The organism is Roseateles amylovorans (assembly GCF_025398155.2).
GTDB classification, from domain to species: domain Bacteria; phylum Pseudomonadota; class Gammaproteobacteria; order Burkholderiales; family Burkholderiaceae_C; genus Roseateles; species Roseateles amylovorans.
On record NZ_CP104562.2, the window covers coordinates 1,479,790 to 1,492,795 of the forward strand.

General features: G+C 69.0%; 9 protein-coding genes and 1 pseudogene. 8 read left to right on the plus strand and 2 right to left on the minus strand.

Translation table 11 applies throughout. The features are described 5' to 3' along the window. Positions 1-111: 111 nt before the first annotated feature. Complete coding sequence (gene hutU / locus N4261_RS06390; RefSeq protein ID WP_261759370.1) at positions 112-1,950, minus strand: urocanate hydratase; 1,839 nt, start codon at positions 1,948-1,950, stop codon at positions 112-114. Positions 1,951-2,155: 205 nt separating this feature from the next. Between hutU and hutC the strand changes: the two genes are divergently transcribed. The 6 genes from hutC to N4261_RS26030 all read left to right on the plus strand — a co-directional run bounded on the left by hutC (position 2,156) and on the right by N4261_RS26030 (position 8,671). Continuing rightward, positions 2,156-2,878 (plus strand): histidine utilization transcriptional repressor HutC, encoded by a 723-nt coding sequence (hutC, locus tag N4261_RS06395; RefSeq protein WP_261759371.1) that lies wholly within the window; start codon positions 2,156-2,158, stop codon positions 2,876-2,878. A gap of 37 nt (positions 2,879-2,915) precedes the next feature. Then, complete coding sequence (locus tag N4261_RS06400; protein ID WP_261759372.1) at positions 2,916-3,470, plus strand: HutD/Ves family protein; 555 nt, start codon at positions 2,916-2,918, stop codon at positions 3,468-3,470. After that, positions 3,467-4,678, plus strand: a complete 1,212-nt coding sequence (gene hutI / locus N4261_RS06405) for an imidazolonepropionase (RefSeq protein WP_261759373.1) — start codon at positions 3,467-3,469, stop codon at positions 4,676-4,678. Before N4261_RS06400 ends, hutI begins: the two co-directional genes overlap by 4 nt. 31 nt (positions 4,679-4,709) lie before the next feature. Next, positions 4,710-5,537, plus strand: coding sequence for an N-formylglutamate deformylase (gene hutG, locus N4261_RS06410; protein WP_261759374.1), 828 nt, complete (start codon positions 4,710-4,712; stop codon positions 5,535-5,537). Beyond that, a complete protein-coding gene (gene hutF, locus N4261_RS06415) occupies positions 5,534-6,889 on the plus strand; it encodes a formimidoylglutamate deiminase (RefSeq protein WP_261759375.1) in 1,356 nt (451 codons plus the stop codon). The genes hutG and hutF overlap by 4 nt, the downstream gene beginning before the upstream one ends. Before the next feature lie 225 nt (positions 6,890-7,114). After that, the gene (locus N4261_RS26030) at positions 7,115-8,671 is read left to right on the plus strand and encodes a methyl-accepting chemotaxis protein (protein WP_290428852.1); all 1,557 of its coding nucleotides are present in this window, start codon (positions 7,115-7,117) and stop codon (positions 8,669-8,671) included. Between the two features lie 40 nt (positions 8,672-8,711). Here the strand turns inward: N4261_RS26030 and N4261_RS06430 are convergent, their stop codons facing one another. Beyond that, on the minus strand, positions 8,712-10,592 hold the full coding sequence (locus tag N4261_RS06430) for a GGDEF domain-containing protein (RefSeq protein ID WP_261759376.1): 1,881 nt from the start codon (positions 10,590-10,592) through the stop codon (positions 8,712-8,714). Positions 10,593-10,748: 156 nt separating this feature from the next. On the opposite strand from N4261_RS06430, the pseudogene N4261_RS06435 reads away from it, so the two are divergent. Beyond that, a pseudogene (locus N4261_RS06435) lies at positions 10,749-11,585 on the plus strand (DUF429 domain-containing protein); the annotation flags it as partial. 360 nt (positions 11,586-11,945) lie between these two features. After that, positions 11,946-12,839, plus strand: a complete 894-nt coding sequence (locus N4261_RS06440) for a ketopantoate reductase family protein (protein ID WP_261760626.1) — start codon at positions 11,946-11,948, stop codon at positions 12,837-12,839. Positions 12,840-13,006 lie beyond the last annotated feature (167 nt).

Genomic DNA, 13,006 nt, shown 5'->3' on the forward strand with positions numbered 1-13,006 from the left:
ATGTCGATGTCGATGTCGATGGTGTCGTCGTCATCGGTGAAGTCGATGTCGGGGTCGGCGTGCTCAGCGCCGCGTCCGTTCCGCGGGGAGGCGGTGTGGGGCGCGACGGGTTCAGCGCTGCATCGGCAGGTTCAGGCCGCGGTCGCGGGCGGTTTGCTGTGCCAGGGGATAGCCGGCGTCGGCATGGCGCATCACGCCGGTGCCCGGGTCGTTCCACAGCACGCGCTCGATGCGCTTGGCGGCGGCATCGGTCCCGTCGCAGACGATCACCACACCGCTGTGCTGCGAATAGCCCATGCCTACGCCGCCGCCGTGGTGCAGCGAGACCCAGGTCGCGCCGCCGGCGGTGTTGAGCAGCGCATTGAGCAGCGGCCAGTCGGACACCGCATCCGAGCCGTCCTGCATGCGTTCGGTTTCGCGGTTCGGGCTGGCGACCGAGCCGGAATCCAGATGGTCCCGACCGATCACGATCGGCGCCTTCAGCTCGCCGCTGCGCACCATCTCGTTGAAGGCCAGGCCGGCGAGGTGCCGCTCGCCCAGTCCCAGCCAGCAGATGCGCGCCGGCAGGCCCTGGAAGCTGATCCGCTCGCGGGCCATGTCCAGCCAGCGGTGCACGCCGGCATGGTGGGGGAAGAGTTCCTTGATCTTGGCGTCGGTCTTGTAGATGTCTTCCGGATCGCCGGACAGCGCCACCCAGCGGAACGGCCCCCGCCCTTCGCAGAACTGCGGCCGCACATAGGCGGGCACGAAGCCGGGGAAGTCGAAGGCATTGCGCACGCCCTGGTCGAGCGCCACCTGGCGGATGTTGTTGCCGTAGTCGACCGTCGGGATGCCCAGCGCCTGGAAGTCCAGCATCGCCTGCACATGCACCGCGCAACCGCGCGCGGCCGCGGCCTTCAGCTCGGCATGCCGGGCCGGGTCGGCGGCGGCGGCCTTCCATTGGTCGACGGTCCATCCCGCCGGCAGATAGCCGTTGATCAGGTCATGGGCGGAGGTCTGGTCGGTCACCAGGTCGGGCCGGATCGCGCGGCCGGCTTTGACCAGCGCCACCAGTTGCGGCAGCACCTCGGCTGCGTTGCCCAGCAGGGCGATCGAGACCGCCTTCTTCTCGGCGGTGTAGCGGGCGATGCGGGCGAGGGCGTCGTCCAGATCGGTGGCCTGCTCGTCCACATAACGGGTCTTGAGCCGGAAATCGATGCGCGACTGCTGGCATTCGATCGTCAGCGAACAGGCGCCTGCGAAGGTCGCCGCCAGCGGCTGGGCGCCCCCCATGCCGCCCAGGCCCGCGGTGAGGATCCAGCGTCCGGCCCATTCGGAGGCGGTTGATGCGGCGCCGCCGCCCGTCGCCGGCTGCCCATAGTGCTGCCGGCCGGCTTCGGCGAAGGTTTCATAGGTGCCCTGCACGATGCCCTGCGAGCCGATGTAGATCCAGGACCCGGCGGTCATCTGCCCATACATCATCAGGCCCTTGCGATCGAGCTCGTTGAAATGCTCCCAGGTGGCCCAGGCCGGCACCAGGTTGGAGTTGGCCAGCAGCACGCGTGGCGCGTCCACCTGGGTCCGGAACACGCCCACCGGCTTGCCGGACTGGATCAGCAGGGTTTCGTCCTCGTGGAGAGTGCGCAGCGAGGCCAGGATCTGCTCGAAGCAATCCCAATTCCGTGCCGCCTTGCCGATGCCGCCGTAGACCACCAGCCCGTCCGGGTTCTCGGCCACCGCGGGATCGAGGTTGTTCTGCAGCATGCGGTAGGCGGCTTCGATCAGCCAGTTCTTGCAGTGCAATGCAGTGCCTGTGGGGGCGCGCACCGGTCGGGGCTGGGCCGGCGGGAGGGCGGCATTCGTCGCAGGACCGACAAACGGTGAAGACGCAGCAGTCGCGGCGGACGCGGCAATCGGGGCAGACGATGCAGGCGAGGCAGAAGCCGAAGAAAGGGAGACGGGCGCGCTCATGGAAATCTCCTGATCGAGGACGGGAACGTGAGGCCGGTCGTCGCCAAGGTCACGCCCCGATGGGGCCATGGGCGGATCCACGAGGGCACGGTGATCCGGGACCTGTCGCGATGACGGACGACGGTGCGAGCCGTCGATGCGGCGCGATTATGTGGTCGACGGATCGGGTTGTCTATACAAGTACCGTCAAGTAGGATCCGCCCCCATGGTCACCCCTGCCGCCGGCGGCCCGGCGCCCCAATATCTCAAGGTCAAGACGCACCTGCGCGAAGGCATCGCCAGCGGCCGTTGGCGCGCGGGCGAGCGGCTGCCGTCCGAGTCCGAATTGACCGACGCCTTCGGCGTCAGCCGCATGACCGTCAACCGCGCGCTGCGCGAGTTGCATCAGGAAGGCCTGGTCGAGCGGGTGCAGGGCGTGGGCAGCTTCGTGGCGGAGCTGCACCGCATCGCTTCCACCCTGACGGTGCGGGATGTGCATGAGGAGATCGCCGCCCGCGGCCATCGGCATGAGGCCCAGGTGCATGTGCTGGAGGCCTTGCGCGCCGATGCCGGCCAGGCGGCGCAGTTCGGCATCGATGTCGGCGCTGCGCTGTTCCACAGCGTCATCGTGCATCGCGAAAACGGCATCGCCATCCAATGCGAGGACCGGCTGGTCAATGCCGCCTGCGCACCGGACTACATGGCGCAGGATTTTCATCACGTCACCCCGACGCATTACCTGCTGGAGGTGGCGCCGCTGTCCGAGGCCCGCTATACGATTGAAGCCGAGATGCCCAACGCGCTGGAGGCGCGGCTGCTCGGCATGCCGCGCGGCGAGCCTTGCCTGGTGGTCAAGCGCAGCACGCTGAGCCTGGGGCGCGTGGTCACGGCGGTCCGCCTGGTGCATCCGGGCAGCCGGTGGATTCTGCAAGGGAGTTTTCAAGCATGAGAAGCGCAAGGCTGGCGACGGCGGTCGGAGGGCCCGCATGAGCTGGATGAGGATCAGTGCCGATGAGGTCAAGCCGACCCTCTGGCGCAATGGCGGCGGCCGCACCCGCGAGCTGTTGGCGTGGCCCCATGTGTCGGACTGGAAGGTCCGCATCAGCGTGGCCGACATCGACAAGGACGGCCCGTTTTCCGCCTTTCCGGGCGTGGACCGGTGGTTTGGCGTGCTGGCCGGTCAGGGCGTCAACCTGCTGCGCCGCACCCTGAAACCGGGCGATCCGCTGCTCAAGTTTCCTGGTGAGGAAGGCCCCGTCTGCACTCTGGTCAACGGGCCGACCAAGGACTTCAATGCGATGCACCGCCGCGATGCCGGCGTGTTCCGGGTGCAGCGGGCGGACCGCCCCATCATCCCGCACGGCATGGACTGGTTCGGTCTGTTCACCGAGCGCGGCGGCCTGCTGATCCACGGTGCCCGCGCGGTACCGGTGGCGCCCCACACCCTGGCCTGGTGTGAATCACCGAGCTCGCAGAGCTGCGTCTTTGACGACGGGGATGAGCACGGCCCGGCCTGGTGGCTGATGTGGAGCGCCGAATGAGTGAGCGCCGTCTTTGGACCGGCGCCCATCTGGTCACCTTCGCCGGTGATCGCGACTGGGGCCTGGTGCCGGACGGCGCGCTGCTCACCGAGGGCGAGGCCCTGCGCTGGGTGGGTCCGCGCGCGGCGCTGCCGCGGGCGCTGTGTGAGGGGTTGGCCGACGAGCAGGACCTCGGCGGTGCGCTGGTCACGCCGGGCTTGATCGATGCGCACACCCACCTGGTCTACGGCGGGGAGCGCTCCGCGGAATTCGAGCTGCGCCTGCAGGGCGCCAGCTATGAGGAGATCGCCCGTGCCGGTGGCGGCATCCGGTCCACCGTGGCGGCCACCCGGCAGGCGTCCGAATCGGCGCTGCACACGCTGGCCCTGGCGCGTGCCCAGGCGCTCATGGCGGAGGGCCTGACGACGCTGGAGATCAAGTCGGGCTACGGGCTGTCGCTGGATGACGAGGCCAAATGTCTGCGCGTGGCCCGCCGGCTCGGCGAGGCCGGGTTGACGGTGCGCACCACCTTCCTCGGCGCGCATGCGGTGCCGCCCGAATTCGACGGACGCCAGGACGACTATGTCGAGGCCGTCTGCCAGTGGATGCCGATCCTGCGGGACCAGGGCCTGATCGACGCCGTCGATGCCTTCTGCGAGCGGATCGCCTTCACCCCAGCGCAGACCCGGCGAGTCTTCGAGACCGCCCGCGGCCTGGGGCTGCCGGTCAAGCTGCATGCGGAACAGCTCAGCGACCAGGGCGGAGCCGCGCTGGCAGCGGGCTTCGGTGCGCTGTCCTGCGACCATCTCGAACACTTGAGCGACGACGGCATCCGCGCCATGGCCGACGCCGGCACCGTGGCCCTGCTGCTGCCCGGCGCCTACTACTTCCTGCGCGAAACCCAGTTGCCCCCCATCGCCGCGCTGCGCGCCGCGGGTGTACCGATCGCGCTGGCCACCGATCACAACCCGGGCAGCGCGCCCGGCCTGTCGTTGCTGCTGATGCTCAACATGGCCTGCACCCTGTTCCGGTTGACGCCGGAAGAAGCGTTGCGCGGCCTGACGGTGAATGCGGCACGGGCGCTGGGCCTGGCCGATCGTGGCCGCCTGGTGGCCGGACAACGCGCCGACTTCTGCATCTGGAACGCCGCCCATCCGCGCGAGCTGTCCTACTACTTCGGACGCAACCCGATCCGAGGCACGGTGATGGGCGGACGCACGCGCGCCTGAGCCTGGCCCGGCGGGACGAGGAGACCCCAAGATGAAGCATGATGTTTTTGAACTGCGGCGTGGCCGCACGCCGCTGCTGATCAGCATGCCGCATGTCGGCCGCGAGATTCCGGCGGATCAGCACAGCCGGTATGTCGAGCGCGCCCTGGGCAGCGAGGACACCGACTGGCACCTGGAGCCGCTCTATGCGCCCATCGCCGAGCAACTCGGTGCCGGTCTGCTCATTCCCCGCTATTCGCGCTATCTCATCGACCTGAACCGCCCGCCGGAAGACACGCCGATGTATCCGGGCGCGTCCAACACCGAGCTATGCCCCACCCGCTTCTTCACCGGCGAGCCGCTCTACCGAGTCGGCCAGGCGCCGGATGCGGCCGAGAAGCAGCGTCGCATCGACACCTATTGGGCCCCCTACCACCAGGCGCTGCAGGGCGAGTTGCAGCGCTTGCGCCAGGAACACGGGCAGGCGCTGCTGTTCGAAGCGCACAGCATTCGATCGGAGCTGCCGTGGCTGTTCGAGGGCCAGTTGCCCGACCTCAATATCGGCACCGTCGAGGGCAAGTCCTGCAAGCAGGTCACTCGCCAGGCGATGGAGATCGTGCTCTCGGCGCAGGACCGCTTCAGCTGGGTGGTGGACGGTCGCTTCAAGGGCGGCTACATCACGCGCCAGTACGGTCGCCCCGAGCTGGGCCAACAGGCCGTCCAACTGGAGATGTGCTATCGCTGCTACATGACCGAAGGCGAGTTGGGCTACACCGGGTACGAACTGGACGCCGCTTGCGTCGAGGGCATCCGCCCGGTGCTGACGATGCTGCTGCAGGGCTATCTGATGGCCAATCCCACCCGGAACGCCCACGCATGAGTCCGCAGTGCTGGCACGCGCCGCAGGCGTGGATGGACGGACGCTGGCAGGCGGATGTGCTGATGGAGGCCGGCGCCGACGGCCGATGGCGCTCGCTGCGGGCCGGTCAGCCGGCGCCCGACGGCGTGCTCCGCCTCGACGGGCCGGTGCTGCCCAGCCTGGTGGATGCCCACAGCCACGCCTTTCAACGCGCCTTCGCCGGCCTGGCGGAGCAGCGTGACAGCGACAGCGACGACTTCTGGTCCTGGCGCGACCGTATGTACGGCGTCGCGCTGCGCGTCACGCCCGAGCAGCTCAAGGCCATCGCCGCGCAGCTCTACACCGAGCTGCTAGCCGGCGGCTACACCCAGGTCTGCGAATTCCATTACCTGCAGCATCGCGAGGATGGTCGGCCGTATGAGGACGAACTCTCGATGAGCTGGGCGCTGGCGGAGGCGGCTCGCGAGGTCGGCATCGGCCTGACGCTGCTGCCGGTGCTCTATGCCCACGCCGGCTTCACGCAGCCGGGCCTGCGTGACACCCAGCGCCGCTTTCGTACCGATGCCGACTGGGTCTGGCGCGCCTGCGAGCGCATCAACGCCGCCGGTTTGCCATTGGTGAATGCCGGCGTGGCGCTGCACTCGCTGCGCGCGGCCCATCCGGCCGATATCCAGGCGCTGCGTGCGCGATTGGGTGACGCGGCGGTGCCCATCCACATCCACGTGGCCGAACAGCAGCAGGAAGTGGCCGACTGCCTGGCGGCCACCGGGCTTCGTCCGCTGGAGGCGCTGGCGCAGTCCGGACTGGATGCGCGCTGGCAACTGGTGCATGCCACCCACAGCACGCGTGAGGAGATCGACCGCATTGCCGCCAGCGGCGCGGGCGTGGTGATCTGCCCCGGGACCGAGGCCAACCTCGGTGACGGCCTGGCCGACCTCGACGGTTGGCTGCGCGCCGGCGTGCCGATGACGGTGGGGTCGGACAGCCAGGTCACCCGCGGCTGGGTCGAAGAACTGCGGTGGTTGGAATACGGCCAGCGCCTGGGCCTGCAGCGTCGCAATGTGGCGGCCCAGCCCGGCCGCCAACCCCGTACCGCGGCCCGCCTGTTCGAGGCCTGCGTGCGCGGCAGCGCCGCCGCCGCCGGCCTGGACGCCTGGGGCCTAACGCCGGGCGCGCGTGCGGACTTCCTGGTGCTCGATCCCCAGGCCAGTGGTCTGGCGGGCTTGCCGCCCGAGGCCCGTCTCGATGGCCTGGTGTTTGCGAGCCAGGGGCCGACCTGGCACGAGGTCTACGTCGCCGGTCAGCGGCGGACCCTCCATGATTCGGCCCGTCTGCGGGCGTTCGAGGACACGATGGCGGCGCTCTGGCGCTGAGCGAGCGTCCGCTGAGCCGGGCGCTTCGCCGCCAAGCCGCCGAGCCGCGTGACGCTTGGCGCTGGGATGTTGGCGTTGTCAGTTTTTGCAGTTCTGTCCTTTCAAACCGTTTCATTTTCCCGAGATCCTGCCTCTTTCCGCATTTCCAACGCGGCTCAGGCTGTTCGAACAGCAAGCCGACTGCTAGTCTTTCTGTGCGATCAACGAATCGTTCGGGAACATCACATGCGGTCCTTGCGGAACTTCACGATCCGAGCTCGACTGATGGCCTTGGGCCTGTTGTCGGTTCTGGCGCTGCTGCTCATCGGCGGCGACGGGCTGTGGGCGATGGCCCGCACCAAGCAGCAATTCCAGCATTACGTCAGCCATGACGTGGCCTCGCTGGCGCAGCTGTCCGAAGTGAGAGCCGGCGTCGGCAACCTGCGGCGCTATGAAAAGGACCTCCTCATCAACATGGGTGAGGAGCAGGCCGTGCGGCGCTATCAGAAGGAATGGCAGGCCACCTTCGAGAAGGTGAACCAGAACCTGGACGGCATCGCGGCCCTGGACATCCAGCCGGAGATCAAGGCGATGGCGCCGGAGATGCAGCGGTCGCTTGCGAGCTACAAGACCGGCCTGGACGGCATCGCCGCGCGGATCCTGAACAACGATTTCGTGGACTCGGCCGAGGCCAACCGCGCGACCGAGCCAATCAAAGGGCCGGTGCGTCAGATGGACAAGCAGCTCGGCGAGATGACGCAGGCCATCCTGCAACGCAGCGATGCCGAGGTGAAGCGCATCGACGAGGAAGAGACCCGGATCCGCATGGCCCTGGGCGGCGTGATGCTCATCGGGGCGCTGGCCATCGGCACCTTCACGCTGTTCAACATCGCCTCCATCCTCACGCCGCTGGCGCAGGCGGTCTCCACCACCGAGCGGATTGCACGCCAGGATCTGAGCGAATCGGTGTCGGTGGATGGCAGCGATGAAACCGCCGCGATGATGCGCGGCGTGCAAGGCATGCAGAGCTCGATCCGCAACGTGGTCAGCGGCGTGCGCAGCGCCACCGACAGCATCGCCACCGCCTCGCGCGAGGTCGCCGCCGGGGCGCAGGACTTGAGCAACCGCACCGAGCAGGCGGCATCGAACCTGGAGGAGACGGCCTCGGCGATGGAGCAGCTCACCGCCAGCGTGCAGCACAACGCGGACTCGGCACGTCAGGCCAACACGCTCGCTGCGGATGCGGCCGGCGTGGCGGAGCGCGGCGTGACAGTGGTCAGCCAGGTGGTGGATACCATGGGGCGCATCAGTGCGTCGTCCAACAAGATCGGCGACATCATCGGCACCATCGACGGCATCGCCTTCCAGACCAACATCCTGGCGCTGAACGCGGCCGTGGAAGCTGCCCGTGCAGGCGAGCAGGGCCGTGGTTTCGCGGTGGTGGCCTCCGAGGTCCGCAGCCTGGCACAGCGCAGCGCCGAGGCGGCCAAGGAGATCAAGCAACTGATCACGGCCAGCGGTGAGAACGTGGCCAGCGGCTCCACGCTGGTGAGCCAGGCCGGTGAGACCATGCGTGAGATCTCCGACTCCATCGGCCGCGTCGCGAAGATCGTGGCCGAGATCAGCCACGCCACCGCCGAGCAGAGCGGTGGTATCAACCAGATCGGCAGCGCCATCTCGCAACTCGATCAAATGACGCAACAGAACGCGGCACTGGTGGAGGAGAGCGCAGCCGCCGCGCAGAGCCTGCAGCATCAGGCCGATGCGCTGTCGCAATCGGTGGCGGTGTTCAAGTTGAATTGAGGGGCTGAAGCGAGGTTGGCGAGGCAGCGCCTCGCGGCCGTCAACTCGCCATGAACTGCACCCGGTCTCGTCCGTTGTGCTTGGCGGCATAGAGCGCCTGGTCGGCGGTTTCGACCAGCAGGTCCACCCGTGAGGGCGGTTCCCCGGCGCTCAGGCCGATGCTCACCGTCAGCGACAGGTTGGGGGCAAGGTCCTGCCAACTGAAGCCGGCGATGGCCTGGCGCAGTCGCTCGCAGATGTCCTGCGCCCTGGGCGGCGGGACACCGACGAACACCAGCATGAACTCTTCGCCGCCGACCCGCGCCAGCAGGTCGGCACTGCGCAGCTGCCGGCGCAGCAACTGGGCCACCTGCTGCAGCACCTGATCGCCCATGCCATGCCCGAAGGAATCGTTGACCCGCTTGAAATGGTCGACGTCCAGCAGACCCAGGGCGATGGGTTGGTGTTCCTGACGCGCCCGCTCCAGCAGCAGCGGCAGGGCGAACTCGGCATGGCGGCGGTTGTTCAACGCCGTCAACGCATCCTCATGGGCCATGCGGCCCAGCTCGGCGGCTTGGCGGCGCAGTTTGTGCTGCTCCTGCTCGGCGTGTTCGGCGCGCTCGCGCTCCCGCCGGGCGTCCTGCATCGCATGCTCGGCTCGCGCGCGGGCCTGCTCGAATTCCTGGCGGATCAGCCGCGCTTCGGTCTGCAAGGCCATGGCGTTGCGCGCGGCCTGGCGTTCGAGCGCCGACAACTGCTCATGCGCGGAGAGCGCCTGCGCATAGTCCCCGCGCGCCTTGTAGACCCGGTACATCGCCAGACTGAGCTGGCGCCGCAGCCGCAGCGGTAGTTGCGGCGGTCCCTCGTGCGTCAGCAGCGCCTGCATCCCGGCCAGGGCCTGCATCACCCGCGCGGGGTCGTCCCGCCGCAGTTGCAGCAGCGCGCGCTGGGCGCGGGCCTGAAGCGCCATGCCGCCGTAGCCTTCACGCAGGGCGATGGCTTCGTATTCATCCACCAGGGCCAAGGCATGCGTGATCTCGCCGTTGCCCAGCAGGTGTTCCACCAGGTTGGACAAGGACACCACCACAAGGAAGGGATTGCCGGCATGGCGCACCAGCTCGGCCGCACGGACCGCATAGGGCCCGGCTCGGGCCAGCGCCTCCGCGGCCGCAGTTCGGTCTTCATTGCGAAGCGCCTCCGCATGCGCCTGAAGCCAGAAATGCGCGAGGTTGTTCAGGCAGGACAGCAGCAGTTCCTGGGCCTGGATGACGCCTCGAACCTGGCTCTGGCGCTGCCCCTGGGGATTCGGCGCAGCCGCGGTGGGCGGCAGGCCCGACCCCGCCGTGGCGTCGCCGTTGGATGACGAGGACAAGGCGGAGGAGGCGGACGAGGCGGAGGCGATGGACGACGCGGACGTCGAGCCAGCCTGCGGCATGAGAAGCCTCACATCCTGGCCCGCGGCAGTCATCGCTGACAGGGTGCTCTGGGCAATCTCCAGGGCCTGTACCGTGTCCTGGCAGGCCTGCTCGGTCTGATCCATGGCGGCAGAGGCGACCGCCAGCCGATTGAGCGCCCAGGCCTCGAGGAGGGGCTCACGGGCCGCCCGGGCCGCCGCCAGCGCCTGCCAGCCGGTCTGCAGCGCATCCCGTCCCATCAAGAACTGGGCGTACACGTAGCAGAGCTCGGTCAGGGCCTGGGCGAGCAAGGCATGACTGTCCTCGCCCTCGATCTGGCGGACCAGCGCCACTGCCTCGCTGGCACGGCGCAGGGCTGCCTGGAGGTCGCCTTGTCGCGGCAGGTCGTGGGCGATCAGGATCAGCGCACGGGCCTGCTCGCGTGGCGTCCGAGCGGCCGCCAACGCGCGCTCGCGCGCCGCAGTCGCCTCTCGATAGGCGCCTCGGTGGCTGAGCTGTTCTGCTGCCGCCAGTTCGTCCTCGAACACGGCTTGCCTCCTTCTGCGGTCATGGGACCCACGCGGCATGACGCCCCATGCCGGACGCGGCCCGGCGGGGTGATGCAGGGTGTCTCCAGCATTGGGCGATTTGCGGACCGCGTCAATGCGCGCCCACCCGGGGTGGAGCCCGATACAGTGGCGGACATGTCAAATGTCTCGAACCCCCGATCCACCCTGGTGGGGATCGATTTTTCCAGTGCCCCCAGCCCGCGCAAGCCGATCCGGCTGGCGTTCGGTCGACGTCAGGGGCAGGTGTTGCGGCTCGAATCCCAGCGCGGGCTGGCGTCGCTGGACGCCTTCGACGCCTGGTTGCGTGAGCCGGTCACCGAGGGGGAAGGCTGGCTCGGCGGCTTCGATCTGCCGTTCGGCCTGCCGCGCGAACTGGTCACCCAACTCGGATGGCCGACGGATTGGGCGCCGCTGATGGCGCACTACGCGTCGCTGTCGCGCGCGCAGATCCGCGAGACCTTCGCTGCGTTCTGCGCCGCCCGTCCGGTCGGCGGCAAGTTTGCGCATCGCGCCTGCGACGGACCGGCCGGGTCGTCGCCCAGCATGAAATGGGTGAATCCGCCGGTGGCCTACATGCTGCATGCCGGCGTGCCGCGCCTGATCGAGGCCGGTGTGCATCTGCCGGGCTTGCACTCCGGTGATCCGGGCAGGGTGGCGCTGGAAGCGTATCCGGGGTTGCTGGCGCGAGAGCTGATCGGCACGCGCAGCTACAAGAGCGACGATCGCGCCCGGCAGACACCGGAGCGGCTGATCGCCCGCAAGGATCTGATCGACGCCCTGGAGCAAGGCCGCAGCCGGCTCGGCATCCGCCTCAAGCTCAGCCATGCGCAGCGCGACGAACTGGCCGATGACGCCAGCGGGGACAAGCTGGATGCCGTGCTCTGCCTGATGTTGGCGGCCTGGGCGGATCTGCAGCCCGATTTCGGACGTCCGGCGGATGCGGATGCGCTGGAAGGATGGATCGTGGCGGCGGGGCATCTGGCGCCGCTGGCCGCGGCCACGGGTGCCGCCTCGGCGGGCCGGGCGGGCCGGGCGAGCGGCGCCGGGTCGGCAGCGTCGCGTCGAGCCAGTGGTGACGGCGCACGGTCCGCCGCCGGCAACGAGGCGGGCACATCAAGTGCCGCGACGAAGAAATCCGCGGCGTCTTCGCCTTCGTCATTGGCAGCGCCGGCGGCCAGACCATCGCCCTCGCCCTCGCCCTCGCCCTCGCCCCGATCTGGTGCCCGCAAGGGCGCTCGTGCCAAGAAGGAATGACCCATGACGATCCCGACCTCTGCGCCTGCGACCTCACCCCGCTCCGACGTGGCGAGTCCTCCCGCGACGACCGTGCCCCTGCGGATCGCGGTGATGGGCGCGGGCGCCGTCGGCTGCTATTTCGGCGGGCTGCTGGCGCGTGCCGGTCATGACGTGGTGCTGATCGGCCGACCGTTGCATGTCGAGGCGATCCGGCGGCAGGGCCTTCGCATGGAGACCGCCACCTTCGACCAGGCGGTGCCATTGCGCGCGGAGACCGAGGCCAGTGCGGCGCGGGGTTCCGACCTGGTGCTGTTCTGCGTGAAGTCCGCCGACACCGTGGAGGCCGCCGAGCAACTGCGGCCCTACCTGGCGGCGGACACCTTGCTGCTGTCGATGCAGAACGGCGTCGACAATGCCGAGCGCATGCGCGAGGTGCTGCGCCAGCCGGTGTCTGCGGCGGTGGTCTATGTGGCCACCGGCATGGTGGGCCCGGGGCATGTGAAGCATTACGGTCGCGGCGAATTGGTGATCGAGCCGGCCACCGGCGATGCGCAGGCGGCTCAGGCCCTGATCGCCGCGGGTGTACCGACCGAGATCTCCGCGAACGTGCGGGGCGCGCTCTGGTCGAAGCTGCTGATCAACTGCGCCTACAACGCGCTGTCGGCGCTGACGCAGCAGCCCTATGGCCGCCTGGTGGAAGGCGAGGGCGTGTGGGCGGTGCTGGAGGATCTGGTCACCGAGGGCCTGGCGGTGGCGCAGGCGGACGGCGTGCAGGTGGAGGGCGATGTCCGGGAGGCCGTTCGCAAGATCGCGGTGACGATGCCGGGGCAGCTGTCCTCCACCGCCCGGGACCTGGCCCGCGGCAAGCGGACCGAGATCGACCATCTCAACGGCCATCTGGTCCGACGCGGCGAGGCGCTGGGCGTGCCCACGCCGGCCAACCGGGTGCTGCATGCGCTGGTGAGGCTGATGGAGCAGGCGCCGCATTGAGGCGTCAGCACAGCGGTACGAACGCGCCTGCTGCTGCCGCACAGGCCGTGGCGAACGCAGGAGAACGAACTACCGCGCATCCAGGCTGACACATCGCGCTAGTGAGGCCATGCCGCGTCATGCCATGCGGCATGGCTGATCGCCTCGATGGAGATGTGGGTTGCTAT

Excerpts from the sequence above, each read along its gene's own strand:
- hutU (WP_261759370.1), bottom strand. The coding sequence starts at position 1,950 with ATGAGCGCGCCCGTCTCCCTTTCTTCGGCTTCTGCCTCGCCTGCATCG.
- hutC (WP_261759371.1), top strand. The coding sequence starts at position 2,156 with ATGGTCACCCCTGCCGCCGGCGGCCCGGCGCCCCAATATCTCAAGGTC.
- N4261_RS06400 (WP_261759372.1), top strand. The coding sequence starts at position 2,916 with ATGAGCTGGATGAGGATCAGTGCCGATGAGGTCAAGCCGACCCTCTGG.
- hutI (WP_261759373.1), top strand. The coding sequence starts at position 3,467 with ATGAGTGAGCGCCGTCTTTGGACCGGCGCCCATCTGGTCACCTTCGCC.
- hutG (WP_261759374.1), top strand. The coding sequence starts at position 4,710 with ATGAAGCATGATGTTTTTGAACTGCGGCGTGGCCGCACGCCGCTGCTG.
- hutF (WP_261759375.1), top strand. The coding sequence starts at position 5,534 with ATGAGTCCGCAGTGCTGGCACGCGCCGCAGGCGTGGATGGACGGACGC.
- N4261_RS26030 (WP_290428852.1), top strand. The coding sequence starts at position 7,115 with ATGCGGTCCTTGCGGAACTTCACGATCCGAGCTCGACTGATGGCCTTG.